This window comes from Thiothrix sp. (assembly GCF_028714775.1).
In the GTDB taxonomy this organism is placed as follows: Bacteria; Pseudomonadota; Gammaproteobacteria; order Thiotrichales; family Thiotrichaceae; genus Thiothrix.
On record NZ_JAQTLS010000018.1, the window covers coordinates 17,577 to 44,208 of the forward strand.

Consider the following 26,632-nt stretch of genomic DNA (forward strand, 5'->3'; position numbering starts at 1 on the left):
ATCATGCTCCTGTGTTTTGGGTTGGTGCGTCGGCTTTGGCTTTGGCGGAAATCAGGGCTTGGCGTAATTCGCTTTCCATGACCTTGATTTCTTCTTGGGCTTTGGCACGCATGATTTTGCCTTCGTCGGCAATGCGCAGTGAGTCGTTGATGGTTTCGATCAAGGTTTTGTTGGCCTTTTTCACCGATTCAATATCGAATACGCCGCGTTCCATTTCTTTACGGGTCGCTTCGTTGCCCAAACGCAGGGTGTCAGCATTCTTTTCCAACAATTCATTGGTGAGGTCGGAAGCTTCTTTGACGACTTTGGCAGCGTCGCTCATGCGGAAAATGGTGACGGCTTGCGCCAACTGGTTTTTCCACAATGGCACGGTATTGATCAGGGTGGAATTGATCTTGTTGATCAGGGTTTTATCGTTTTCTTGCACCAAACGGATGCTGGGCAAGCTTTGCATGGCAACTTGGCGGGTCAGGCGCAGGTCGTGGACACGGCGTTCGAGGTCGTCACGCGCGGCACGCAAGTCACGCAGGTTTTGCGCCATGATCATGTCTTCTGCTTTGGCTTCGGCTTCAGCCACCAGCGCAGGGATTTCATGGGTTTCCAAGCGGCGCAGTTTTTCTTCGCCAGCGGTAATGTAAGTTTCCAGTTTGTGGAAGAAATCGAGGTTGGCTTCATACAGCTTGTCGAGCGTGATTACGTCGGTCAGCAGTTGGGTCTTGTGGCCTTCCATTTCATCGGTGATGGTGTCGATTTGCTTGCGCACGTCTTCGTATTGGTTGAGGAATTCGACCACAGGTTTGGCTTTGCCGATGAGCTTTTCCCACCAGCTTGGCTCGTCGCCGGGGTTGAGGGAATCAATGTCAAAACCTTTGATGGCGGTAATCATGCTGGTGAGGGATTTGCCCGCGCCACCGATGTCTTTGTTTTTGACGCCTTCCAGCATCTTTTCGGAAATGACCGTCATCTGTTCTTGGGTTTTCGTGCCGAAGAACATGATGCTGCTGCGGTCTTTCATGTCGATTTCGGTGATGATGCTTTCAATCGCTTGTTTTTTAGGGGCATCGGCCTGATCGTAGGCAACCAATTCGGTAGTCATTTCTGGCAGTGGAGCCAGTTCAGTGCCGGGGACTATAGCTGGCATGGTTTGGGTGGCAATGTTTGTTTGTGTTTCACTCATGATGGTAATCTCCGGGAAAATAGTTATGGTTAGATGACGCCTTCGCGTTGCAATTGGGTTTGCAGTACTTCTATTTGCACATCCAGATCAAAATGGTTGTCTTCCAGTAATTTAGTCTGTTGTTCTGTGAAAGTCTGTTCAATCGAATCCAACACCCGGCTGAAATTGGTTTCCAGTGCGGCGGGTGTTTGTTGCCCCTTGTGGGTGCGGGCGTAGCCTTCCGTCACCTGTTGGGTTCCATCCAGATACACTTTAAGGAACTTGCGGGCGCGGCTCAAGCGGGTTGGGTCGTCTTCAATGCTGTCCAGCACTTCACGCGCTTTGTTGGTAATGCGTTGCAGGCGGGCGCTGAATTCCGGGTTGTGGATGTTATGCCGGGCGTTTTCAATCGCGTCGATTTTGACGTTGGCAGAATCCAGCGCTTCCAGCACTTCTTCGATGGTGACGCCGAGGGAAAGCCCGGTGGCCTTATCTTTGCGTGGGTCAAGCCCGTAATACAGGGCAAACCCTAGGAACGTTGCCGCTCCCACCAGTACGGATGGCAGGATGGCTGACAGTGCAAAATTGGATGTCCACCAATCCAACGTACCTGTTGCCACACTGATGAACAGGGCAGCAATGGTTTTGTACGGGGTGGAAGGTGCACGGGCAATCTTGCGCCGTTCGTATTCACCTTGCAGCTTGAAACCGTGCCGGGCAATCGTCGCCCCTAGCATGTAGGTGGCAAATACCCCGCCCGTCACCAGCGTATCCATGACCGCGCCATGCATCAGCGAGGCCAATGCCGTGATCAGGATCGGTAAGGGTAATAGGAACAACAAGATACCTTTGATGCCGTAGCGCACAGCATGAAGGGTAGGGTCATAACGTGTTGCAGAAGCCATGATGCGCCGTTCCTAAAAAATGGGGGGGATGAGGTGGACAATGGACGATAAACTTACGCCACCAATGGTGACAAGCAACAAAATGAAACCAACCGTCTTTTTTAATGTATAGGCCATGTATTGAGTCGTCCCTTTTTGGTGAGCCAGTGTGCCCAGTATGTAGGTTATAGCCTACGCTATTCAAGTATTCTAGGGGCAAATAAGCTATCCGCTGAGCATGAACATTCTGTAACAAATCCGCAAGCCTGTTGTAATGTTGTTCCTGCGAAACTATCCGCCATGTAACAAGAATCCTCTAAGGAGAAAATCATCCATGTTTAAGCGTAACAAACTAGCGTTGGCAACCGGACTGTTGGGTATGGCAGTGCTAGGCGTTGCTGCCCTGCCAGTATTGGCGGAAACATCGACTGCTGTCCAACCAGCCCCGGTTCCAGCACCTGCGGTTGTAGCTGCACCTGCGCCCGCACCTGTTGCTCCGGCTGCACCTGCTGTAGCAGGAACCTTGCCAGAATTGACTACCCTGATCAAACAGAACAGCCCAGCGGTAGTAAGTGTCAGCGTGGAAGGTAAAGCTGGCGGTGGCATGGGAGGTTTGCCCGACGATCTGGAATTGCCCCCTGAACTGGAACGTTTCTTCCGGGGAATGCCGGGCATGGAAGGCGGCGACGGCAATGATGGCGGCGGTAAACGTTCCTCACAGGCGATGGGTTCCGGTTTCATCATTTCGGCAGATGGCTACATCGTAACCAACGCGCATGTGGTGGAAGGGGCTAAATCGGTCACGGTCGGCTTAGGCGACAAGCATGACGTGCCTGCTGAAATCGTGGGCATGGATAAGCTCAGTGACATCGCCTTGCTGAAAGTGAAAGCCGATAACCTGCCGGTGGTGCAAATGGGGGATTCCAAGGCGCTGGAAGTAGGGCAATGGGTCGTCGCCATCGGCGCACCGTTTGGCCTTGACCACACCGCTACCCAAGGGATTGTCAGTGCCCTGTCACGCAGTTTGCCGGATGGGACTTACGTGCCGTTCATCCAAACGGACGTGGCGGTTAACCCCGGCAACTCGGGCGGCCCTCTGTTCGACCTGAACGGGCGTGTCGTCGGTGTGAATTCACAGATTTACAGCCGTAGCGGCGGCTACATGGGCATTTCGTTCTCCATCCCCATTAACGTGGCGAAAAACGTGGTGGAACAGCTCAAAGCCAAAGGGCAAGTCAGCCGTGGCTGGTTGGGCGTCGGGATTCAGGACGTGAGCCAAGAATTGGCAGCCTCTTTCAACCTGAGCAAACCGCAAGGGGCGTTGGTTGGTAGTGTGGAACCCGGTGGCCCTGCGGATAAGGCGGGTATTCAAGCGGGCGACGTGATTATTGGTTTTGGCAGTGGCGAAGTGAAATCCGCCTCCGATCTGCCGTTGCTGGTGGGTAATACGCCAGTGGGGACGAAAGTTCCGGTCAAAATCCTGCGGGCAGGTGCGGAAAAAACGCTGGACGTGAGCGTTGACGAATTGGCGAATGCCGATGGCAAGGTGTCAAAGCCGCAGGCTGCTACGGATGCGAATCAAGGCGTATTGGGTTTGGTCGTAAATGACCTCACTGAAGCCGAACGCAGATCAAACCAATTAAGGGGCGAAGGCGTAATGGTGCAGGAAGTCCGTTCCGGCGGCGCAGCAGATGATGCGGGGCTATCGAAGGGCGACATTATCGTGTCGGTCAACAATACCCCGATCCATTCAGCGGATGAACTCAAATCGGTGGTTAATGCATCCCCGGCGGGTAAGCCGCTGGCGATGCTGATTATTCAGGATGGGCAGACACGTTTTATTGCGGTTAGTAAGCCGTAATAGCGGGCAGGGAAGCACATACAGGGCAGGCTGCGTCTCGGCGCAGCCTCATTTCCCGCCACTGCATATACTTCGCATCCAGTAACAACAAGCGCCCGCTCAAGGTTGGTAAATCCAGCAATACCTTGAGTGCTTCCGTGGCCTGCATACTGCCAATAATCCCCGCCACGGGGGCAAGGATGCCGGTGGTGCTGCACGTATCTTCCGTTTCCCCCTCTTCTCCATACAAGCAGCGGTAACACGCCACATCCGGCTGGCGGAAGTCGAAGGTGGTGATTTGCCCTTCAAGGCGGATGACCGCGCCCGATACCAGCGGTTTGCCCGCCGTTTTGCAAGCAAAGTTGATGTCGAAACGGGTCGGGAAATTGTCGCTGCAATCCAATACCACATCGTGTGCTTGCACCAATTCCAGCAAAGCATCGTATTCCAAACGTTGGTTTACAGTATGAATTTGGATGTGCGGGTTCAATGCGCGTGCTGCGAGCGCTGCGGATTCCACTTTCGCTTGCCCAATACTGGCGGTGGTATGGATGACTTGGCGCTGCAAATTGGTCAAATCCACCGTATCGAAATCGACCAGCGTCAATTGCCCCACTCCAGCGGCAGCAAGATACAGCGTGACGGGTGCGCCTAGCCCCCCGAGGCCGATAATGAGCGCCTTGGACGTGAGCAAACGTTCCTGCCCACTGATGTCGACGGCGGGTAGCATAATCTGGCGGCTGTAACGCAAAAGCAATTCATCGTTCATGGCAATCTATTCAGTCACGGTTCGGTTGGTCGCGGTATGATTTTCAGTATAGGCAAGCGTAATGCTTGGATTAATAAAATAATTTCGATCGTACATCGGGGCTGTCATGATAACAATAAAACCAAGGCACTGGACATTTTCCTTGTTGACATCCAAAGCACTGGTCTTGGGTGTGGCATGTGCGGCTGCACTACCTTCATTCGCCGCCACCCAAACTTTCAAACCCGTCGAAGCCGTCAATATGCAAGAGGCCGCTCCCCCGTGGGATGCCCGCCCGGACGCACTTGACCAAGCCGAAGCCCAACCCGAAGCGGCTGATACTGAGCAACCCGCAGCAGCAAACCAGCCTACTGCCGAAGCAGATGGGCCAGAAGAAGTTGCTGCGCCCGTAGAAACCGCAGAAGCAGCATCTGCCGCTGAACCAGAACCTGCCCAGCCAGTTGTTCTCGCCAATCTTGATACTAACGCCAGCCCCAGTACCAGCAGTGCCAAAGCCGAAGGCAATTCCACGATGGAAAACTGGTATCGCAACCGCCGCGAAAAGTCTGCCAAACCCGCCACCGCCATCAGCGAAATCGAAGCCGCTGCCAAAAGTGGTGATGCTGATGCCCAATACGAATTGGGGAGCATTTACCAAGGGGGCAGGGGTGTTGCGCAGGACATGGCGCAAGCCAAGCAATGGTTCACCCAATCCGCTCAGAAAGGCAATGCCCGCGCCCAATACGCCTTGGCCTTGCTTTACCGCAGCGAAGAGGGTGGCAATATCAGCCAGTCACTCAACTGGCAACGCCAAGCCGCGCAGTCCGGTTACGCGGAAGCACAATATGGCTTAGGTTTGCTGTTCGCCAATGGGCAATACCTTGGGAAAGACCCCGCCAAAGCCCGCGAATGGTTTGAAAAAGCTGCCGCGCAAGGGCATGTTGCTGCCCGTTTGGCCTTGTTGTCGCTGGGTGGCTCGGCTCCAGCAGTAGCAGCAAACGATGCCGCCGAACCAGTACCAGCCAGTGCAGCGGCGGAACCTGCCAAGCCTGCGCAGGAAGAAACCGCCGCCGTTGAAACAGTGCCCGATGAGCCGCCAATCACCGTGGCAGCGGTTGCGCCTGCACCGGCATCTGAGAAGACACCAGAATCCACTACGCCGCCTGCCGCCACGCAAGAACCAGATGCACCGGATGCAGGGGCTGCTGCCGACACATCCAACAGTGTAGATTTCACTGGCGTTGAACCAGCAGTGGTTAAACAATCTGCCGAAGCGGGCAATAAAAACGCCCAGCTCATGCTCGGAACCATGTACGAAGATGGCTTGGGCGGTTTACCCATTGACCTGCGTGACGCCGCTTACTGGTACGAACAAGCCGCCAAGCAAGGCTACCCCAAGGCGCAGTACAACCTCGGTTTGCTGTACGAAGATGGGCGCGGGGTAAAACAAAGTTACAAACAAGCCGCCTTCTGGTATGAAAAAGCTGCCAAATTTGGCTTCACCGAAGCACAGAACAATCTGGGCGTCTTGTACGTGCTGGGTAATGGCGTGAAAAAAGACCAGAAACGCGCCAAACAGTTATTCAGCGATGCCGCCGCCCAAGGCAACAGCAACGCCGAACGCAACTTGTCGATGCTGAAAAAGGGCTAAATATGCCCGGCGGTTTTCCGCTCCTTGCCTTGTTGCAACCAGCCCTGCGCGTGTTTGGTGATCGCCTCCACCGCAGGGTTGGCAATGCGTTTTTCCAACGAAATGGCGAAAAATTGCTGGGTAATTTTTTCTTCCCGCCCCAGCAAGATCAGGTCAGGTTCACGCAATAGCATCGGCTCCAACGCCGTAGGGGCAACGAATATCCCCGTACCGCCCAAGCCAAACGCCTGCATCAGGGCGCTATCATCAAATTCACCCACGATCCGGGGATTCACCTGCTGGTTGAAAAACCATTGGCGTAATTTATTGCGCATTGCTGTCCCCTCGGTGGGCAGCAACAGCGGGGCATTATCCAAACAGTGCGGAAACGGCTTGTCCAGTTCAGCCTGTAGCCGTCGGTGGGCGAAGAAGCTGATGCCGCTGATCCCCAATTCGTGGTTGAAACAGGGCACACCTAAGCTGGGCTGCATGGGGCTATCCGCAATGACCAATTCCATCCGGTGTGAAATCAAGGCATCCAATAAGTCGGGCAGTTTGCCTTCGGTGCAGACAATATTGACGGGGGATTGCAATTGGGTGGATGGTTCGAGCAGTTTGTAAGCAATGGCTTTGGGCACAATGTCGGATACCCCGACGCGGAACAACTGCGCCCCGCCTTTTAAGTACGGGCGTACTGCTTCCCGTAATTCCGTGCCTTGCTGGAAAATCTTGTCAGCGTATTCCCGTGTGACCCGCCCAGCTTCGGTCAGGCGCAAATTACGTCCGCTGTGTTGGAAGAGTTTTACTTCTAACGCATCTTCCAATTGCCCCAATTGTCCGCTGATGGTCTGTGGTGTCAGGTTCAGCATCTCGCTGGCGCGTGCAATGCTGCCAGCGTTGGCAACGGTGTGGAAGTAATACAGGTGTTTGTAGTTCAACATGCGGTACTCCTCAAAGCATCAAGTTTTCTCGATGTATTCATGTATTAAATTCGACTTTTTCTTATCTTCGGTGGCGACTATAGTTGTTGTCAAGGAAAAGAAAACGGAGACAGGAATCAAGAAATGAAACTATCCACTCAAGGTCAGCACGCCATTATGGCTATGTTGGCGCTGGCGATTCACGATGATGAAGGCGCTTTGCGTCTGGGTGATATTGCGAAACAGCAGGGGATTTCATTGTCCTATTTGGAACAGATATTTGCCAAGCTGCGCAATGAAGGGCTGGTTGAAGGGATCCGTGGCCCAGGCGGCGGCTACTGTTTGGTACTCGCGGCGGATGAAATCACTCTGGCGGAAATTGTGTCAGCAGCGGAAGATGAGGCCGAAGAGCCATGCGTTACTGGCAGTGCCGAGCAGCAAGCCATTTTGGGCATGTGGGAAGACTTAAGCAGCCAGTTTCACGAGTTCCTCAATGGGATCAGTTTGGCGAGTTTGATGGCAGGCCATAAGTTGCCGCGTAAAGTTTATAGGATGGGGGAAACTGCGAGCTTGATTGCGCGTATGTTCCCGGCACGGATGCCAATGTCAACCCCCGGCATGGCACATCACGCGGCGATGTAAACCCGCTTTTACTATACTAACAGTCACCTCCGATGTGCCGCCCAATACTCCTCCGGGGCGGCCTCTCCCCAGCGGGATTGCGTTTGAGCCACGTAATCCCGCTGTTTTTTTGCCTGTAACTCGCCCAATAAAAAAGGGAGTGCAAGCACTCCCTTTTAAATGGACTCCGTTTTAGTTAAGCGAGTTGTTTAACCGGAGAGTTTTTTTATTATTTCAGTCCATCAGCAGACAAGGTTTGCAGTTCAGCCGCTGCTTTAGCAGTTGCGTCACGCTTGTCTTTAGGCATTGGGATAAAGCCTTTGTCAGCCAGATAGCCATCATCGCCCCATGCTGCTTCGCTGGTAAATTCAGCTACGAATTCCTTGATGCCTTTCACTTGGTCAACGTGCGCGTTTTTCACGTACATGAACAGTGGGCGGGAAACCGGGTAGCTGCCGTCAGCAATCGTTTCAAAGGTCGGGGCAACGCCGCCAACTTTAGAGCCTTTCACCTTGTCTTCGTTCTGTTCCAAGAAGCTGTAGCCGAAAATGCCCAGTGCATTGGCGTTAGCTTCCAGTTTTTGCACGATCAGGTTGTCGTTTTCGCCTGCTTCGACGTAAACGCCATCTTCACGGATGGTTTGGCAAGCCGCTTTATGCTCTTTTTCTTTCGCTTCAGCTTCGTCTTTCTTGCCAGCTTCTTTCAGTTTGCCTGCTTCGGCTTTGATGGCGTCCAGTGTGGCAATACCTTTACAGCCGCCTTCCATGACCATTTCGGCGAAAGCGTCACGAGTACCGGAGGTTGGCGGTGGGCCAAGCACTTCGATTTTCGTGTCTGGCAGTGTGGCGTTGACTTCTTTCCACGTCTTAGCGGTGTTGTCGACCAGTTCGCCTTTGTCGTTAGGGACTTTCTTAGCCAGTGCCATGAACAGGTCTTTCAGGGTCAGGTCGTAAGCTGCTGCACTTTTAGCGTTAGCAATGGCGATGCCGTCGAAACCGATTTGTACTTCAGTGACTTTGTCGACGCCGTTTTTGCTGCAAGTTTCAAACTCGCCTTTTTTCATGCGGCGTGAAGCGTTAGCAACGTCCGGGGTGTCGATGCCTGAGCCTGAGCAGAACAGTTTGACGCCGCCGCCAGTGCCAGTCGCTTCGACTTTCGGGGCTGCATTGCCAGTTTTCTTGGCAAATTGCTCAGCAACGGTGGTGGAGAATGGGTATACGGTGGAAGAACCAACGATTTCGATGTTGTCACGGGCTTGCGCAACAGTAGCAGACAGCGCCAGAGCCGCAGCAATAGCCAGAGCGATTTTCTTCATGTGATAGTCTCCAAAGTTTCAGGCCAGTAATCAGACCAATTCAGTATCAGGGTTGAACTGCTGCGTACTTTACGGCTTGAATATGACAACTTTGTGACAAGCAGAAAAAATTTGTGTTGCGCACTTCCACTAGCAAGCAGAACCCCCTACTCTCGGCGGCCTGAACAAGGAGAATAAGATGAAACCATTACGCCGCGCTTTGCGCTTGAGCCGTCTGAGCCTGCATATCGTGAACGGCATTGTGCTGACGGCTGTGTTGGCGGGGGTATTGCGCCGTTCGTGCGATGAGCCGTTTTACCAGCAGTTGATCCGTTGGTGGTTGGGGAAACTGCCGCGCCTGATGGGGGTGACGGTGACGGTCAAAGGTGAACCCGCTAGCGAAACGGTATTAATGGTTGCTAACCACATTTCGTGGCTGGATATTCCGGTGTTGGGGAGTGTTGCCAAAGTCCGTTTTCTGTCCAAACAGGAGGTGCGCCATTGGCCGGTGGTTGGCTGGCTGGCGGATAAGGCTGGCACGTTATTCATTACCCGAGGGCAAGCGGGGGCAGCAGCGCAAGCCGCCGCGACCATTTCGCAGGCATTACAAGCGGGCAGGGCGGTACTGCTGTTCCCGGAAGGTACGACCAGTACCGGCAATGCGGTGCGCACTTTCCATGCGCGGCTGCTGGCTCCGGCGATGGATGCGCAACTGCCGGTGCAACCTGTGGCGGTACGTTATCCGGGTGCGGAAGGGCTGACCAATCCGCTAGTGCCTTACGTTGACCAGCAATCCTTGTGGGAAAACCTGCGTGCTATTTTGGGGGAACGCGAAGTGCTGGCAGAAATCCATTTCCTGCCGCTGGTGCAAACTGCCGGGCAAGAGCGCAAGGCAGTGGCGGCAGCGTGCGAACAGCACATCAGGCAAGCGCTATGGCCTTGAATTTACGCCCTTTAATTTTGCCGTTTTGCAGGCACGCGAGCGCTTGTTTGGCAACGCTGCGTTCCACCGCGACATAGGCAGCGTAATCCAGCACGTCGATTTTGCCTACGGCTTTGCCGTTAATACCGCCTTCGCCAGTCAGTGCGCCGAGGATGTCGCCGGGGCGGACTTTTTCCTTACGTCCGGCAGCGATACTCAAAGTAACATTCGGGGCGGGACGCGGGGTGAGGGTTGCGCCGCTGATGGCGGAAATCACTTCAAAATCCAGTTCGGTTTTTTGCGCAATGCCAATGTCGGCGAGCTTATGGCGCTCAGCATCGGTGAGCAGGTTGAGTGCCAAGCCTTCTTTGCCCGCCCGCCCGGTGCGCCCGACGCGGTGGATGTAAATGTCGGGGTCGTGTGGCAATTCGTAGTTGATCACGCAGGGCAGGTCTTCAATGTCCAAACCGCGTGCGGCGACATCGGTGGCAATCAGGAAGTTGAAGCTCTGGTGTTTGAATTGCACGAATACTTCGTCGCGGTCGCGTTGTTCCATTTCGCCATGCAGGGCTTTGACGCTGAAACCACGTTGCTTGAGGTGTTCGGCGACTTCGCGCACGCCCACTTTCATGTTGCAGAAAATCACCGCAGAACGTGGCTGGAAATGCGCCAGCAGGGTTTCGAGCGCGGGCAGGCGTTCGCTTTTGTTGCAGATGAACGATTGCTGGTTGATGGCGTTGGCTTGGTGCAAGGTTTCGGCTTTGACCTGTACCGGGCTGCGCTGGAATTGCTTGCTCAGGGCTTTGATGTCGTCGGGGTAGGTGGCGGAAAACAGCAGCGTTTGGCGGCGCGGAGGGGTGGTGCTGATGATCCGCGCGATGTCTTCCATGAAACCCATTTCCAACATTCGGTCGGCTTCGTCGAGTACCAGCGTGTGGATGCGGGTCAGGTCGAGGGTGCGTTTGCCGAGGTGGTCGTTGATGCGCCCCGGTGTGCCGACGAGCACGTGTGCGCCGTGTTCCAACGAGACGGCTTGCGGTGCGAGCGGTTGTCCGCCGGTTAAGGTCACGACTTTGATGTTGGGCTGGTAACGCGCCAAACGGCGGATTTCATTGGCGACTTGCGTGCTGAGTTCGCGGGTCGGGCACAGTACCAAGGCTTGCGCGGCGAAATTTTGCGGGTCGAGCTTTGCCAATAGGGTAATGGCGAATACGGCGGTTTTTCCGCTGCCGGTTTTGGCTTGCGCAATCAGGTCAGCACCTTGCAGCGCGTGCGGCAGGGCTTCGGCTTGGATCGCGGTCATCTTCTGGTAGCCGAGGTTGTCGAGGTTGGCAAGCTGGGCTTCGGGCAGGTTCAGGGTGGCAAAAGAGGTTGGCATGAGGCGGCTCGTAGGTTGGGGAGGTGCATGATAGCGGGTTTTGGGCGGGATGGTGCAGTGAAAATGCGATTGCCGTTTTAAGGGGTAAAGGGTTGGCAGCTACTTTTGCTCTTTGCCCGTTTGATGAGCTTGTCATCGAAGGTGGCAAACCGTCCGCAGTGTTGGCTCAGTGCTAAATGCCACGCATCGGCAAAGTCCATATTTTGCTGCCCGAACCAATCCAACGCCAGTTTGACAGCGAATGCATCGCGGACATGCACATTTTCCATCCCCAGCAGGTTGAGGAAGCCTTGCAAGATGGCATCTGGTGATAATCCATAAGCAAAACGCAGCACCCATTCCGTTTCGAGCATGACAGTATCGGGGATGTAAACGTCATGATGAGTAAGCAGTTTTTTTGCCCGTTGAAATTGTTCTGCGTCATCTTGTACCAGAAAGCGCACGAGGATATTGGTATCAACCGCGACCATATTGCGCCTCAATGCCTTGACGGATAGCGGCTTCCATCTCCTCCAGTGTTTTTGCTTCGCCAACATAGCTGTGTTTGAGGCAGCCAGCCGCTTGTTCCAGCGTTGTTTTGGGGAATAGGGCGAGTTTTAGCGGGCGAAGCAGGATGCCATCGGGAGTTTCTTCCACCCTAAATTGCTGGCCGCTTGTCCATTGGTGAGTGCGGCGGATACTTTTGGGGATAACGATTTGCCCTTTGCTGGACAGGTGAGTAACTTGTGCGGATTGCATGGCTTGCCTCAAGGTAAGACGAAAGTAAGTCAATTGTTTCATGTCGGTGTTTGCACTGTCAATGCCACTGTTGAAGTGGCAGGCTATGCCCTACCGTCCATCTGCTTGTGACTTGTTCATCATAAATTCCTTATATAACATAAGGCCATGCAGACAATAAAAATTTAAGCAGGTAGCCTACATGCAATATCCCCCTATCTCCCGCCCAACAGGGCAGGGTAGCCAACAGTTTCCCCATTTCCTAAAAACCATGCTGTTGTTGGCTTTCATGCTGCTGTCACCATTGACGCAAGTGTGGGCAGCCCCCGCCTCCTGCGGGTCAGATTACAGCTCTGCCATGAATAACTATGGTGGCTTTTACAATTCACCCAATTATCCTAATTCTGATACCTTTGTCGCACTCAAGGCTGATGGTTCTATCACTGCGTGGGGGACACGCACTATCGGTGTCCCCGCCGACAATGGGTTTGTCAGTATCGCCTCGAATGTATATGCTTTTGCAGCCCTCAAGGCTGATGGCTCCATCGCCGTTTGGGGGGATAGTGGATACGGTGGCAGCGGCGCACCAACCGAGACAGGCTTTGTCAGTATCGCCTCAAATGGATATGCTTTTGCCGCCCTCAAGGCTGATGGCTCCATCAAAGCTTGGGGGAACGTCAGCTACGGTGGCAGCGGCGCACCAACCGAGACAGGCTTTGTCAGTATCGCCTCGAATGGATATGCTTTTGCTGCCCTCAAGGCTGATGGCTCCATCAAAGCTTGGGGGGACGGCTACAAAGGTGGCAGCAACGCTCCCATCACCAGCAGCAACGGCTTTGTCAGCGACGGCTTTGTCAGCATTGCCTCGACAGATGCTGCCTTTGCCGCACTCAGGGGCGATGGCTCCATTAAAGTTTGGGGGGACAGCAGCAAAGGTGGCAGCGGAGCACCAACCGAGACGGGCTTTGTCAGTATCGCCTCGAATCAAAATGCTTTTGCTGCCCTCAAGGCTGATGGCTCCATCAAAGCTTGGGGGAGCGTCAGCTACGGTGACAGCGGAGCACCAATCGGGACGGGTTTTGTCAGTATCGCCTCTACTGGTGGAGCTTTTGCCGCCCTCAAGGCTGATGGCTCCATCAAAGCTTGGGGGGGCAGCAGCTACGGTGGCAGCGGAGCACCAACTGATACAGGCTTTGTCAGCATCGCCTCGAATTCAGTTGCTTTTGCCGCCCTCAAGGCTGATGGCTCCATCAAAGCTTGGGGGGGCGGCGGCTACGGTAACGGTGGCAGCGGAGCACCAACTGATACAGGCTTTGTCAGCATCGCCTCGAATTCAGTTGCTTTTGCCGCCCTCAAGGCTGATGGCTCCATCAAAGCCTGGGGGTACAGCGGTTACGGTGGCAGCGGAGCACCAACCGAGACAGGCTTTGTCAGTATCGCCTCGAATGGATATGCTTTTGCCGCCCTCAAGGCTGATGGCTCCATCAAAGCTTGGGGGGACAGCAGCAAAGGTGGCAGCGGCCTTCCCACCAGCAGCAACGGCTTTGTCAGCATCAATGGGGTTGCTCCCAAAATGCCGACCAATTGCCGTTTTACCCTCAAACAGTTAAATACAGTACCGTCAATTAGTTCTAATGCTGGCCAGCCGTTGTCAGTGAGTGTGCCTGAGAACGTTACTGTCGTGACGGACATTAATGCCAGCGACCCTGAAGATGGGAACGAAACCAATCTCCGTTATCGCTTGGAAGGTGTTGATGCTGCACTTTTCCAGATTGGGGTGGATGGAAAACTGGCTTTCAGTGTGGCTCCCGATTTTGAGAAACCACGGCAACAGGGAACGTCATCGAATGTTTACACCCTGATCGTGAAAGTCACGGATAAAGGTGGTTTGAGTACTAACCAATCCATCACTGTGACGATCAGGGATGTGTATGAGCCACCGCCTGTTTCACTTCCCCCGACGTTCACCTCATCTAACAACATCACGTTTGCTGAGAACAGTACCAGTGCAGTCATTGATGTAAATGCTACCGACGACAAGGATAGTGAAGGCAAGGGGCTGACCTACCAGTTGGACAGCAGTGTTGCATCAACGGACAATGCCCTGTTCAACCTTGACAGCACCACGGGTATCCTTGGCTTTAAAACCCCGCCTGCTTATGCCTCGCCTAAGGATGCGAACAAAGACAATACGTATATCGTCGCTCTGAAAGCGTGTGGCAGTGACAATGCTTGTACCACACAAACCGTGTTGGTGGCTGTTACCAATGTTCCTGTTCCTCCCCCGCCACCCAATGTTGGCGAACCGCTGGTGCTGGAATACAGCATCCGCCGTGATGGCGATTCCAACCGTTATCGTGTGTACATGCGTCCGCAAGCGACCCCGACCAAAAACATCAGCGTCACAGGGCAAATCACCCTTAAAGTGCCACATGGGACAGGCGTCAGCAAATTCGGCATCAGTGACCTGCAAAGTACTATCGGCAGCGTGACCTGGACACAAAACTCACGTAGCGATGCCCCCACGGAAGGCAGTAATGCCGACTACATTTCCTTCACCTTCTCCCCGGAAGGCAGTAATGCGTTTAACTGGAAAGCAGGGCAAGAGTTGGAGGTCTTCAACTTTGCCACTACTACCAACCAATGCAACGGTCTGGTCAGCGTGATGGAAAACACCGATGCGTTCAATACCGTGCCAAACTCGCGCAACAGCAATCCCGGCAACCAGTTTAATAATATGGGCTGGGGAGCTACCGGCGAGAATCATTACTTGGGTAACTACGGCACACCGCAGGATTGCACCACCGCTGTCAATGTTAAGGTACGCGCCTTCCTGCAAGGCTCTTACAGCAGTGTGGATGGTGTAATGGGCGATGGCTTGCGCAGTGCAGGATTTATCCCACCTACCCAACCGTACAGTATTGCACCGTGGGTATATCGCGGGGCGGAAAAACTGGGGTCAACAGTAAATGGCATGATGGGCAAGAATGCGGTGACTGACTGGGTATTGGTGGAATTGCGTGATGCTGCCAACCCGGCAGTGATAGTTGCAACCCAAGCCGCCATCTTACAGCGTGACGGTGATATTGTGGATGCAACAACCGGCTCACCAATCCTCGCTATCAGTGGGGTTAGGGCAGGCAATTACTACGTCAGCGTGCGTCACCGTAACCATCTGGGGGTGATGAGCAAAACTGCTTTAGCACTCTCCAAAAATACGCCGATAACCGTGGTGGACTTTACCCGCCCCACAACCGCAGTGTACGGCACTTATGCCCGTTTGGATGGTGCAACCGTTTCCCTGATGTGGGCGGGCGACACCAATGCTAACGGCACTGTCGTTATCAGCGGCGGTGGAAATGATATTTCCCTCGTGTTGGGAACCGTGCTGGGGCAATCGGCGAATACCGAAGCCAACGTCAATTACCTGCTCAAAGGGTATTACGGCACGGATGTGAACATGGATGGGCAGACCTTGTATGCAGGCCCAAATAATGACATTGCCCAACTGGTAGGGAATGTCTTGCTGCATCCGGGCAATACGAGCTTTGCGGCTAACTACATCATTAATGGGGGTATCCCAAAGTAATAGGGGTGCTCGTTTTACAAAGCGGGGCAGTAACAAGCCCCGCTTTCAAACGGAACAATAGTCACCGACGCTCCAGCTTCCATTTAAATCCCAGAAAAAAGCATATCCAGTGCCGCCATGATTTCTTGGCGTTGCCCCGCTAACGAGCAGACGTATTCACCCAGCGAACGGGCATGAATGCCTGCCAATTCCGGGGTAGACATCATCACGGTCACGCCTTCGATACGGAATGTTGGGGTAAGCCGTTGCGCGGCTGGGAATTGGCTGCATTCTTCCAGCGGTACAACCACGCGGGTTTTCAGTAGGTCGAGCAAGCCGGTTTGCACATCCAGCAGGTAGGGGATTTCTGTGCAAGTGGCGGGGTTAGTGTTGCGGTAAACGTCGAATTGAGCCATCAGAAACGCCTCAATCCATCGCTGAATACGCCGCGTCCTTCAATCCGTTGGTTGTAAGCTTCCAATGCGGCGCGGTTCTGCGCCAACCATTCAATACGCTTTTTCTCGGTGAGTGTTTCAACCAGTGCTTGTTCCAGCAATTTGGACAAGTTGACTTTGTACTTGCGGGCTTCTTCCTGCAAGTTGCTGTTGATGCTGAGGTTCAAGGCACGTTTGGGGGCATCGGCGTCGTAGATCAGCGTTTGCATGGTACTACCTCCATATTCTATTGCGCCTAGTTTATGCGTATTATTGGTGCGCATCAATGTGAGGCAGTAACAAATTTCGCTTACAGCAACCCTTCAAACGGAACAATAGTCACCGCCGTTCCCGCTTCCACGTCGCCCCATTCGAGCGGCAAGGCGATAAAGCAATTGGCTTGGCTCATGGAGCGCAAGATGTGTGAACCTTGCCCGCCGGTGCTGGCTACCCGCCATTGCCCGTTGGTATCGCGTTGGCAGATGCCGCGCTGGTAATCTTTACGTCCGGGGGCTTTTTTCAGTTTGCTGTCACAGATGGCACTGTATTCGGGCACGAGCGGCACGCTTTCCCCGCGCATTTTGAGGATGGCAGGGCGTACCAGCAGCAAGAAAGTTGCCATGACCGCCACCGGATTTCCCGGCAGGCCAAAGAAGAAACAGTCGCCCAGTGTGCCAAATGCCAACGGTTTGCCCGGTTTGACGGCAATTTTCCAGAAGTTGACTTGCCCCAAGCGTTGCAAGGTTTGGGCAACGTGATCTGCTTCCCCCACCGAAACGCCGCCGCTGGTGATCAATACGTCAGCGCTTTGGCTGGCTTGTTGGAAGGCGTGTTCCACCGCTTCTGGGGTGTCGCGGATCATGCCTAGGTCAATGATTTCCACATCCAGCTTTTGCAACAGGCCATACAAGGTGTAACGGTTGCTGTCGTAAATGTCGCCGGGTTGCAGGGTTTCGCCGATGCTTTTGAGTTCGTCGCCTGTTGAGCAAAATGCCACACGCGGGCGGCGCAATACGTCCACTTCGCCGATGCCGAGCGATGCCAAGAGTCCCAAGTCAGCAGCATTCAGCTTACGTCCCGCCTCCAGCACGGTGTCGCCAACGCGCATGTCTTCGCCGGGATGGCGCACGTTTGCCCCTGCTTTGGGTAGGGTGGAAAGCTGGATGTGCTCACCGTCACGCTGTACATGTTCCTGCATCACCACGGTATCTGCACCCTCCGGGACGGTCGCCCCGGTCATGATGCGGATACATTCACCCGCTTGCACCGCGCCCGCAAACGGGTGGCCTGCGAACGAACTACCCACGACCCGCAACGGTTGGTTGCTGGCAAGGTCAGCGTGGCGTAGCGCGTAACCATCCATCGCGGAATTGCGGTGCGGCGGCACATCCAGCGGTGCGGTCACGGTTTGCGCAAGAATACGCCCCTGCGCCTGCCACAGGCTTGCCCGTTCTGTCGCCTGCAAGACAGGGATGCTGTCAAGGATACGGACTTGCGCCTGTTCGAGGCTTAGCATCATTTAAACTACTGACCCATCGGCATTCATGCCTTCGATCTTTTCCTCTTCTTTCGGGATCATGTGTTCGCGCTTGAGACCAAACAGCAGCAGCAGCGGGGAGGCGACTAGTACGGATGAGTAAATACCGAACATGATACCGATGGTCAATGCCAGTGCGAAGTTATGCAGCGCTTCGCCACCGAACCACAGCATGGATGTGACCATGGTCTGGGTTGCCATGTGGGTAATGATGGTACGTGACATGGTGGTGGTAATGGCGCTGTCGATAATGTCCGGGATGGTGGTGTCACGCATCATGCGGATATTTTCCCGAATCCGGTCAAACACGACCACTGATTCATTCACCGAGTAGCCTAACACCGCCAAGATGCCTGCCAATACCGTCAGGTCAAACTGCCATTGGAAGAAGGCAAACAAGCCGAGGATGATTACCACGTCATGCAAGTTTGCCACTGCCGCAGAAATGGCGAAGCGCCACTCGAAGCGGAAAGCGAGGTACATAATGATCCCCGCCGCGACCAGCAACAGTGCCAGCCCGCCGTTTTCATACAATTCCTTACCGACTTGCCCGCCAACGAAATCCACCTTGCTGAGTGTAACGTCCGGTGCTTGTGCTTTCAGTGTGCCCATGATTTGCTCGCTGACTTGGGCGCTGGAAACGCCTTCTTTCAGTGGCAAACGGATCAGCACGTCCTGTGTGGAACCAAAGTTCTGCACGGAGACTTCGTGATAACCCACGGTTTTGATGGACTCGCGGATATTATCCAGCGGCGCAGCCTGTGAGTAACGCACCTCCATCACCGTACCGCCGGTGAAGTCTACGCCCAGATTCAGGCCGTAATAAAACAGCGAGAACACCGCGAACAGGAAAGTTGCCAGCGAGATGGCGGTCGTTACTTTGCCATACCGCATGAACGGGATGGCGCTTTTAAAATGGAAAAACTCTATCATGACCTTAAGCCCTTAAATCGCGATCTTTTGCAGACGTGGTTTGTAACCGTAAACGAGATTTACAATCGCACGGGAAACCGTTACGGCACTGAACATGGAGGTCAGAATGCCAAGGCACAATACCACCGCGAAGCCTTTGATCGGCCCGGAACCGAGCATGAACAAGGCAATACCGGCAATCAGTGTGGTCACGTTGGAGTCAAGGATAGTGCCCCACGCCCGTTCGTAGCCTGCAAAAATCGCTTGTTGGGGCGGCATTCCTGCCCGCAGTTCTTCTCGGATGCGTTCATTGATCAGAACGTTGGCGTCAATCGCCATACCCAAGGTCAAGGCAATACCCGCCAAGCCGGGCAAGGTCAGGGTTGCTTGCATCACCGACAGCAACGCAAACAGGAATACCCCATTGATTGCCAGTGATATGCTCGAAATTACCCCGAACATACGGTAGTAAACCAGCATGAACGAAACCACCGCGATAAAGCCCCACAAGTTGGACTGGAAGCCTTTGGCAATGTTTTCTTTACCCATGCTCGGGCCGACGGTGCGTTCTTCCACCACGTAAACCGGGGCAGCCAATGCACCTGCACGCAGCAACAGCGCTAAGTCGCGTGATTCTTTGGGGGAATCCAGCCCGGTAATCTGGAAGCGTTTGCTCAACTGCTCCTGAATCCGCGCTACATTGATGACTTCTTCGGTGGTTTTGCTGGTTTTAACCTGTTTGCCGTCGACTTCCTTGCTCTCGATTTTGGTTTCGATGAACACGACCGCCATCAGCTTTTGCACATTTTCACCCGTGGCTTTGGCGAAACGGCTAGCGCCTTTGCCATCCAGCGAGATGTTGACCGATGGGCGGTTGTTTTGGTCAAAGCCGGATGATGCATCGGTAATGTAATCACCTGTCAGCATAACCTTGCGTTTTAGCAGGATCGGGCTACCGTTACGCTCTTTGTACAGCACGGAACCAATCGGCGGATGCCCGGATTCCACCGCTTGCGCAGGGCTGTTTTCTTCATCCACCATGCGGAATTCCAGCGTGGCGGTTGCACCGAGGATTTCTTTGGCGCGGGCGGTATCTTGCACGCCGGGCAATTGCACCACGATGCGGTTTAAGCCTTGCTGCTGGATGACAGGTTCTGCCACACCCAGTTCATTGACGCGCTTACGCAGGGTGGTGATGTTCTGTTGCAGGGCAAACTTCTGGATATTGATCAGCGCCACTTGGGAAATGCTGGCCTGCACGTCATTACTGCCTTCCGGTACACTGAATTGCAGGGTGTCGTTGTATTCCTTGCGCAAGGTTTCCATCGCCAAGTCACGCACGCCAGCATCAGCAAATTTGGTCAGCAGGGTATCGCCTTCGCGGGCAATGCTCAGGTATTTGATGTCCTTTTCGCGCAGGGCATCACGGAATTCATCTTCATAACGGTCAATCTGCTTATCTAGTGCTGCCTTCATGTCCACTTCCATCAGGAAATGCACGCCGCCGCGCAGGTCAAGGCCGAGGTACATGGGGTTGGCATTCAAAGCACGTAACCAGCTAGGGGTGGAAGGTGCTAGGTTGAGTGCCACCACAAATTGCTGGCCTACCGCTTCTTTCAGTGCTTCGGCGGCTTTGAGCTGTACATCCGTATCTTCAAAGCGAAACAGCGCTTCGTGCCCGTTGTTTTCACTGGCACGCACGGTCAGCCCCTTGGCCTGCAATGCCTGCTCGAACCGTTGCATGGTTGCCGGGTCAATCGCTTGGTCAAGCTTTGGGCTTAACTGGACGGCAGGTTCGGAGGGGAAAAAGTTAGGAACAGCGTAAATCACCCCAACCAGCAGGATGACTGCGATCATGAGGTATTTCCAAAGTGGATAGCGATTCATTGTTATTTATTCCGTTAGGTTGGGGTGAGGGGGATACCCTCACGCGCCTTTCATCGTGCCTTTGGGCATGACAGAAGTGATGGCCTGTTTTTGAACCTTAATGGTCACATTGTCAGAGACGCTCAGTTCAACGAAGTTTTCGCTGATGCCTGCGACTTTACCGAGGATGCCGCCGCCAGTGACAACTTCATCACCTTTGCTCAGTGCATCCAGCAGTTGCTTGTGTTCTTTAGCACGTTTTTGTTGCGGGCGGATGATCATGAAATACATGATGGCGAAAAATACTGCCATCATCAGGATCATTTCGATGCCACCACCGGCTGGTGCAGCGGCAGCGCCTTCTGCGTAAGCGTTAGAAATCAGAAAGTCCACGTTAAATCTCCTTGGTCTTTATTGCGGTGGCTATTATGCCACCTCCCATGAAAAAGCGATAACCTGTTTCAGGTCATTTACTTGCATCCGGCACATCAATACACGGTCAATGCCGATGGCAACCCCAGCACATTCGGGCAAGCCTTGTTCCAATGCGACGAGAAAATGTTCATCAACCGCTATCCCGTCGCCGCGTGTTTGCGCATCTTGTTGCAGAATCTGGCGGTTACGGACGGCATCGGTTTGTTCCTGATAACCGTTGCCAAGTTCCAGTACACCGAGATAAACCTCGAAACGTTCCGCCACCCATTGCCCGTTTTCTTGCCGAACCTTCGCCAATGCGCTTTGTGACGCCGGGTAATGGTAGAGGAAAGTTAGCCGGTCGGTGGGAAATCGGGTTTCCACGCAGTGCGTCAATAATAGGTCACGCCACGCTTGCGCGGGCATATCACCGTCAATATTAATGCCATTAGCGCGGGTGCAAGCCGCCAATGCCGCCTCATCCGCAGTATGGGGATCAAGGTGCAGGGTTTCAAGGAAGGCGTCCCGGTAGGTCACAAAGCGCGGTGGCTTTTGTAAGTGCGGGATCAGCGTATGCAGCAACTCGGCGACTTCCTGCATCAGTTGCTGGTAAGTAAATCCAAGCCGATACCATTCCAGCATGGTAAATTCGGGGTTATGCCGCCGCCCGGATTCATCTTTGCGCCACACTTTACAGAGCTGGTAGATGTCGCCAGAACCCGCCACCAACAAGCGTTTCATCGGGTATTCGGGGGACGTATGCAGCCAGCGCAGCCCTTGTGCGGTATTGACGCTGAAACTGTCAATAAACGGGTCAGTATTGCCCGCTTGCGAGAGTGCTGGGGTTTCAACTTCCAGCACATCACGCTCGGCAAAAAAAACGCGCACCTGATGGTTCAGTTGTGCGCGTTCTTTGAGTACGGCTAGATTCACGCCTTGACGCGGGAAACGTATTCGCCAGTGCGGGTGTCGATTTTGAGGATTTCGCCTTCTTCCATGTAAAGTGGCACTTTCACGACTGCGCCAGTTTCCAAGGTGGCAGGTTTTGTGCCGCCAGTGGCAGTGTCACCACGCACACCGGGGTCGGTTTGGGTGATTTTCAGTTCGGCAAAGTTGGGGGTGGTAACTTGCAACGGTACGCCATTCCACAGGGTAACGATGCACTTTTCGTTGCCTTTCAGCCATTTGACGGCATCAGCCATCGCGGTTGCATCGGCTTCAAGTTGTTCAAAGCTGCCGCTGTCCATGAATGTCCATACGCTGCCATCGGTGTAGAGGTATTCCATGTCGCGGTCTTCAACATCAGCACCTGTGACAGTTTCGGTGGATTTGAAGGTTTGCTCAATGGTGCGCCCAGATTTGAGGTTGCGGACGCGGGCGCGGGTGAAGGCTTGGCCTTTGCCGGGTTTTACGAAGTCACTTTCTACGACCGTGTAAGGGTCGCCGTTGATGATAATTTTTACACCGACACGTAAATCATTTGCACCATAGGTAGCCATTGTCCATCTCCAAAATCGTTCATATCCAAAATAGCCCGCTATGATAACCGCAATCAGGGGGGAAAATCATGCCTAGAATTTGCGAATTCCGTGCTGATTAAAATAATTGCTATGCTTTTCAAGGGTATTGATACCGTAACACGGACTCGTCATAAAACGCCTATTGAATGTGATTAGAATCTTTACTAGAGTTATCGGCAGGCTGCTGGGTAGGTCAGCACTTTGCGAGGGTTAAGCGCTATGAAAGATAGGAAAGTACAATACCTGCTGTATTGTTTACTGAGTGTTATGCTGTTGTTTTGCAGCCCTTCCTCGTGGGCAGCTACGGCTTGCCAAGTCAGTTATAAAATACCTAACCAGTGGGGCAACGGTTTTACGGGTGATGTCACCCTTACCAACCTTGGTGATGCGTGGAAAAATTGGACAGTCACTTGGGATATGCCCAATGGGCAGAAGGTTACTGGCCTGTGGAACGGTAACGTTACCCAAACGGGCGCGGCAGTCAAAGTCACCAACGTCAGTTGGAATGGCAGTGTCGCGAAGAATGCCGCTGCCAAATTCGGTTTCAACGGTTCCCACACTGGCACAAACAATATCCCCACCAATGTTTCCGTGAATGGCGTGTTGTGTTCTGGCAATGCCGCACCGCCCAAACCGCCCGTTGTCGCTTGTGACGTGAAGTATTCGTTGGTTACGGAATGGGACACGGGTTATACCGCTGATGTATCCATCAAAAATACCGGCGATGTGGTCAGTGACTGGACGGTAGCGTGGGATATGCCCGATAGCCAGCAAGTGATCGGGATGTGGAATGGCGTTTACAAGCAAACCTTTGGTCGCGTGGATGTTACCAATGCGGGATGGAATCGGGTGGTCACAGCAGGTTCCACGCTCCAGTTTGGCTTTAATGGCCTGCACTTCGGCTTAAACCGCGTACCGGGTAATATTTCCCTCAATGGCGTGAAATGTACTGGGCAGGTTGATCCGCCGCCACCGCCACCACCGTCCTGTGAAGTGAAATACCAAATCCAAACCCAATGGGACACAGGTTTCACAGGTACAGTAGACATCAAAAATACTGGCGTGCCGTGGAATACGTGGAGAACCACATGGACAATGCCGACAGGACAGCAAGTCACTTCCGGTTGGAATGCGCAAATCAGCCAAACTAACGATAAGGTTACAGCGGGCAACGTCGACAGCAATAAAATTATCCGTCAAAACGGCAGCATTTCTTTTGGTTTTAATGCTTCCCACACGGGTCTGAATATTGTCCCGATTGATGTGGCAGTGAATGGCACACGTTGTAACGGTCAAGCCGATAAGCTGGTATTGCCGCCCAAAGCACCGACACAGTTGCAGGGTTCGTTGGTGGATAACAGTTACGTTAACCTGACGTGGCAGGATAACAGCACCGACGAAGCCAATATGGTGCTGGAACGCCGTGAAAACGCGGGCAATTGGGCTGTGCTTGCGACTTTAGCGGCGGATACCGTCACTTATCAGGACAAAACACTGGTGATTGGCAGCACCTATGAGTATCGGGTGAAAGCTGCCAATACTGCTGGTGCATCGGCTTACACCAATACGCTCAGCTTCAAACGCCAAGACCGCACAGACATCCGCGCCGCGATGCTGGTCAACAACTGCGCGTCTTGCCACGGTACGGACGGCTACAGCTCTGGGCCGGGCATTCCGTCGATTGCTGGTTTGAACAAAAACTATTTGGTCAAAACCATGAAAGCCTACCGTTCCGGTGAACGCTATTCCAGCGTGATGGGGCGCGTTGCCAAAGGTTACAACGACACACAAATTGAGCGCATGTCGGATTACTTGTCCAAATTGACCTTCAAAGCGGCAAAGCAAACCACCACACAAGCACTGGTCAACCGTGGTAAGGCCGTCCACGAAAGCAATTGCGTGTTCTGCCATGCCGGGACTGGTAATGACCCAACCTTGACCGGCACACGGCTGGATGGGCAGTGGTCAACTTACCTGCACGCCACGCTGGAAGATTACAACGCAGGCCGTAGCAGCAATATGCCGGTTGAAATGGCGAATCAGATGAAAAACCTGAAGACCCTGTTCGGCGATGACGTGCTGTTGGCATTGGCGCAGTACTATGCGGCGGATGCTACAGCTAAAGCCGGGGGCGATACTGGCGGCGGTAATACAGGTGGTGGTACTGGCGGCGGCGGTTCAGGTGGTGATCCGGGCGTGGCTCCTGTTGCCCCAACTGCGATGACTGCTACGGTGGTTGATAACAGCAAAGTAAATTTAAGCTGGAAAGACAACAGTAATAATGAAACAGGTTTCCGCGTCGAACGCCGTGCGGCAGGCGCAAGTGATGCAGATTGGGCATCCATCGCGGTACTGGGCAGTAATACCCAAGCTTACACCGATACTAATGTGGTGATGGGCGTAGGTTACGACTACCGTGTGTTTGTATTTAATGCGGTGGGCAGTACTGCCAGTACGGTTGCTACGGCAAGTTTGTCAACGGCATTGCAATACGGTCAGACACAGTACCAACGCCAAGGTTGCGCAAGTTGCCACGGTGCGGATGGGCAAGGTGGTTTCACCAAAATTTCGTTGACCAAATACTCTGCTACAGACTTGGCGAACCTAACAAAAATTATCCACGATACCATGCCGCCGGGGAATCCGGGTGCGTGTAGCGGGACGTGTGCTTCCACGATTGCCTCGTACATTACCGATGTACTGACACCAGCCGCGAATGGTGGCACTGGCGGGGGTGGCACTACCCAAGCGTGCCAAGGCACACCACCTGCTGGAATCCGCAGCCTACGCCTGCTGACCCGTCTGGAATACCAAAACACTGTCAATGACTTGTTCGGCCTGAACCTGAATCTGGTCAATAGCCTGCCGGATGAAAACCAAGTTGGTGGTTTCGACAACAATATCGCCCAGAACCAAGTTTCCAGCCTGCGTATGGATGCCTACCTGACCCAAGCGGAAAAGGTCGCGGCACAAGCGGTGCTGAATAGTTGGGGCAAGATCGTACCTTGCACCCAGCAGGATACAGCTTGCGCACGGCAATTCATCCAGACCTTTGGCAAACGCACTTTCCGCCGTCCGCTGACCACGGCTGAGGTGGATGCGTTCGCTACTAACTTCAACGCTGTGGCTTTCAAAGATGCGGTGGAAAAAACCGTGATGGCAATGTTGGTGTCGCCCAACTTCCTGTACCGTTCCGAACTGGGCGAATTACAGGCGGATGGAACCTACAAGCTCACTCCGTATGAAGTTGCCAGCAGCTTATCGTACCTGTTCTGGGGTTCGATGCCGGATGATGCGCTGTTCCAAGCAGCCGACCAGAACGCACTGGATACGCCTGCTCAACGTATCAGCCATGCTTCGCGCCTGTTGGCAGCCTCTCGCAGCCGCCAGCAAGTGGGCAATTTCGTCGGGCAATGGTTGCTGAAAGCCAGCCCGTTCAGCCTGCCATCCAAGGATGCGACGGTTTACCCGGCCTATACCGATGCGGTGAAAGCGGCGCTGTCACAGGAGTTGATCAACTTCTTCAACTACGTGACGTTTGATTCCACCCAGTCGTTCCGTGAGCTGTATACGGCGGATTATGTGATTGCCAACAAGACGCTGGCGGACTTCTATCACCTGAGTGGGCCGACAGGCAGTGCGTTTGAGAAAACCCCGGTCACGGATGGCACACGCAGCGGTTTGCTGACGCTGGGTTCGGTGCTGGCACGCTATGCCAACAGTAATGAATCGCATCCATTCAAGCGCGGGCGTTTCTTCTTCGAGCGCATCCTGTGCCATGACTTGCCGGAGCCTGCCAACTTTGGTCTGGTGCAGCCGCCTGACCCTGACCCGAACATGACCACGCGGCAACGCTTTGATTTCCACAGCAAGGCGTTCCCGAGCTGCTATAGCTGCCACCAATACTTGGATGGCCCTGGCTTCGGCTTCGAGAATTATGATGGGGCAGGGCAATACCGCCAGACTGAAAATGGCAATGTGATCAGTGCTAGCGCTATCCTGCGTGGCATGGAAACTTACACGCCGACCGAGGAGTTGACCTTCAACGACCTTAACCACCTAGGCCAGTTAGTGGCGGATAGCCCGACCGCAGCGCAATGCGTGGCGCGGCAATACTACCGCTATACCACCGGGCATCAGGAAACGGCGGCAGACCAGTGTGCGCTGGATAGCTACCTGCAAACCTACAAGGACAATGGCTACAACCTGCAAACCATGTTGCTCAGCATTGTCAATGCACCCAACTTTACTTCGCGTCGGGCGCAATAAGG

The 26,632-nt window shown here is 53.9% G+C and carries 22 protein-coding genes; 6 read left to right on the forward strand and 16 right to left on the reverse strand.

Annotation, left to right across the window (positions count from 1 at the left end; translation table 11 throughout):
• Position 1: 1 nt before the first annotated feature.
• Both PHE17_RS15620 and PHE17_RS15625 read right to left on the reverse strand, forming a co-directional pair.
• Positions 2 to 1,177, reverse strand: coding sequence for a toxic anion resistance protein (locus PHE17_RS15620; RefSeq protein WP_301016830.1), 1,176 nt, complete (start codon positions 1,175 to 1,177; stop codon positions 2 to 4).
• Positions 1,178 to 1,206: 29 nt separating this feature from the next.
• Positions 1,207 to 2,061 (reverse strand): 5-bromo-4-chloroindolyl phosphate hydrolysis family protein, encoded by an 855-nt coding sequence (locus PHE17_RS15625; protein ID WP_301016831.1) that lies wholly within the window; start codon positions 2,059 to 2,061, stop codon positions 1,207 to 1,209.
• 313 nt (positions 2,062 to 2,374) lie between these two features.
• Here PHE17_RS15625 and PHE17_RS15630 point away from each other — a divergent pair, with 313 nt between their 5' ends.
• Positions 2,375 to 3,901, forward strand: a complete 1,527-nt coding sequence (locus tag PHE17_RS15630) for a DegQ family serine endoprotease (protein ID WP_301016832.1) — start codon at positions 2,375 to 2,377, stop codon at positions 3,899 to 3,901.
• On the opposite strand, the gene PHE17_RS15635 is transcribed toward PHE17_RS15630, so the two are convergent.
• Positions 3,888 to 4,649, reverse strand: a complete 762-nt coding sequence (locus tag PHE17_RS15635; protein WP_301016833.1) for a molybdopterin-synthase adenylyltransferase MoeB — start codon at positions 4,647 to 4,649, stop codon at positions 3,888 to 3,890. The two genes, PHE17_RS15630 and PHE17_RS15635, sit on opposite strands and share 14 nt — an antisense overlap.
• Positions 4,650 to 4,791: 142 nt before the next feature.
• Between PHE17_RS15635 and PHE17_RS15640 the strand changes: the two genes are divergently transcribed.
• Positions 4,792 to 6,279: an SEL1-like repeat protein gene (locus PHE17_RS15640; RefSeq protein WP_301016834.1), complete on the forward strand. Its 1,488-nt coding sequence runs from the start codon at positions 4,792 to 4,794 to the stop codon at positions 6,277 to 6,279.
• On the opposite strand, the gene nhaR is transcribed toward PHE17_RS15640, so the two are convergent.
• The gene (gene nhaR / locus PHE17_RS15645; RefSeq protein ID WP_301016835.1) at positions 6,276 to 7,199 is read right to left on the reverse strand and encodes a transcriptional activator NhaR; all 924 of its coding nucleotides are present in this window, start codon (positions 7,197 to 7,199) and stop codon (positions 6,276 to 6,278) included. The genes PHE17_RS15640 and nhaR overlap by 4 nt on opposite strands.
• 123 nt (positions 7,200 to 7,322) lie before the next feature.
• Between nhaR and PHE17_RS15650 the strand changes: the two genes are divergently transcribed.
• Positions 7,323 to 7,820, forward strand: a complete 498-nt coding sequence (locus tag PHE17_RS15650; protein ID WP_301016836.1) for an Rrf2 family transcriptional regulator — start codon at positions 7,323 to 7,325, stop codon at positions 7,818 to 7,820.
• A gap of 208 nt (positions 7,821 to 8,028) precedes the next feature.
• On the opposite strand, the gene PHE17_RS15655 is transcribed toward PHE17_RS15650, so the two are convergent.
• On the reverse strand, positions 8,029 to 9,114 hold the full coding sequence (locus PHE17_RS15655; protein WP_301016837.1) for a substrate-binding domain-containing protein: 1,086 nt from the start codon (positions 9,112 to 9,114) through the stop codon (positions 8,029 to 8,031).
• 178 nt (positions 9,115 to 9,292) lie between these two features.
• On the opposite strand from PHE17_RS15655, the gene PHE17_RS15660 reads away from it, so the two are divergent.
• Positions 9,293 to 10,036, forward strand: coding sequence for a lysophospholipid acyltransferase family protein (locus PHE17_RS15660; RefSeq protein ID WP_301016838.1), 744 nt, complete (start codon positions 9,293 to 9,295; stop codon positions 10,034 to 10,036).
• Here the strand turns inward: PHE17_RS15660 and dbpA are convergent.
• From dbpA to PHE17_RS15675, 3 genes are all read right to left on the reverse strand, one after another.
• Positions 10,014 to 11,393: an ATP-dependent RNA helicase DbpA gene (gene dbpA, locus PHE17_RS15665; protein WP_301016839.1), complete on the reverse strand. Its 1,380-nt coding sequence runs from the start codon at positions 11,391 to 11,393 to the stop codon at positions 10,014 to 10,016. The genes PHE17_RS15660 and dbpA overlap by 23 nt on opposite strands.
• Before the next feature lie 77 nt (positions 11,394 to 11,470).
• Complete coding sequence (locus tag PHE17_RS15670; RefSeq protein WP_301016840.1) at positions 11,471 to 11,863, reverse strand: type II toxin-antitoxin system VapC family toxin; 393 nt, start codon at positions 11,861 to 11,863, stop codon at positions 11,471 to 11,473.
• Entirely contained in the window at positions 11,850 to 12,173 is a 324-nt protein-coding gene (locus PHE17_RS15675) for an AbrB/MazE/SpoVT family DNA-binding domain-containing protein (RefSeq protein ID WP_301016841.1), read from the reverse strand. The genes PHE17_RS15670 and PHE17_RS15675 overlap by 14 nt, the downstream gene beginning before the upstream one ends.
• Positions 12,174 to 12,312: 139 nt before the next feature.
• Here PHE17_RS15675 and PHE17_RS15680 point away from each other — a divergent pair, with 139 nt between their 5' ends.
• On the forward strand, positions 12,313 to 15,699 hold the full coding sequence (locus PHE17_RS15680) for a hypothetical protein (RefSeq protein ID WP_301016842.1): 3,387 nt from the start codon (positions 12,313 to 12,315) through the stop codon (positions 15,697 to 15,699).
• 83 nt (positions 15,700 to 15,782) lie between these two features.
• Here PHE17_RS15680 and PHE17_RS15685 read toward each other — a convergent pair whose 3' ends face one another.
• From PHE17_RS15685 to efp, 8 genes are all read right to left on the reverse strand, one after another.
• Complete coding sequence (locus tag PHE17_RS15685) at positions 15,783 to 16,094, reverse strand: CcdB family protein (RefSeq protein WP_301016843.1); 312 nt, start codon at positions 16,092 to 16,094, stop codon at positions 15,783 to 15,785.
• Complete coding sequence (locus PHE17_RS15690) at positions 16,094 to 16,342, reverse strand: type II toxin-antitoxin system CcdA family antitoxin (RefSeq protein ID WP_301016844.1); 249 nt, start codon at positions 16,340 to 16,342, stop codon at positions 16,094 to 16,096. The genes PHE17_RS15685 and PHE17_RS15690 overlap by 1 nt, the downstream gene beginning before the upstream one ends.
• A gap of 80 nt (positions 16,343 to 16,422) precedes the next feature.
• Entirely contained in the window at positions 16,423 to 17,631 is a 1,209-nt protein-coding gene (glp, locus tag PHE17_RS15695; protein ID WP_301016845.1) for a gephyrin-like molybdotransferase Glp, read from the reverse strand.
• Positions 17,632 to 18,582, reverse strand: coding sequence for a protein translocase subunit SecF (gene secF / locus PHE17_RS15700; protein ID WP_301016846.1), 951 nt, complete (start codon positions 18,580 to 18,582; stop codon positions 17,632 to 17,634). It abuts the gene before it with no gap.
• A gap of 12 nt (positions 18,583 to 18,594) precedes the next feature.
• Positions 18,595 to 20,448, reverse strand: coding sequence for a protein translocase subunit SecD (gene secD / locus PHE17_RS15705; protein ID WP_301016847.1), 1,854 nt, complete (start codon positions 20,446 to 20,448; stop codon positions 18,595 to 18,597).
• 39 nt (positions 20,449 to 20,487) lie between these two features.
• A complete protein-coding gene (gene yajC, locus PHE17_RS15710) occupies positions 20,488 to 20,820 on the reverse strand; it encodes a preprotein translocase subunit YajC (RefSeq protein WP_301016848.1) in 333 nt (110 codons plus the stop codon).
• Between the two features lie 33 nt (positions 20,821 to 20,853).
• A complete protein-coding gene (epmA, locus tag PHE17_RS15715; RefSeq protein ID WP_301016849.1) occupies positions 20,854 to 21,774 on the reverse strand; it encodes an EF-P lysine aminoacylase EpmA in 921 nt (306 codons plus the stop codon).
• Positions 21,771 to 22,340 carry an elongation factor P gene (gene efp, locus PHE17_RS15720; protein WP_301016850.1) on the reverse strand — a complete coding sequence of 190 codons (570 nt, stop codon included), beginning with the start codon at positions 22,338 to 22,340 and terminating at the stop codon, positions 21,771 to 21,773. Before efp ends, epmA begins: the two co-directional genes overlap by 4 nt.
• 240 nt (positions 22,341 to 22,580) lie before the next feature.
• Here efp and PHE17_RS15725 point away from each other — a divergent pair, with 240 nt between their 5' ends.
• Positions 22,581 to 26,630 carry a cellulose binding domain-containing protein gene (locus tag PHE17_RS15725; RefSeq protein WP_301016851.1) on the forward strand — a complete coding sequence of 1,350 codons (4,050 nt, stop codon included), beginning with the start codon at positions 22,581 to 22,583 and terminating at the stop codon, positions 26,628 to 26,630.
• The last annotated feature ends 2 nt before the right edge of the window (positions 26,631 to 26,632 follow it).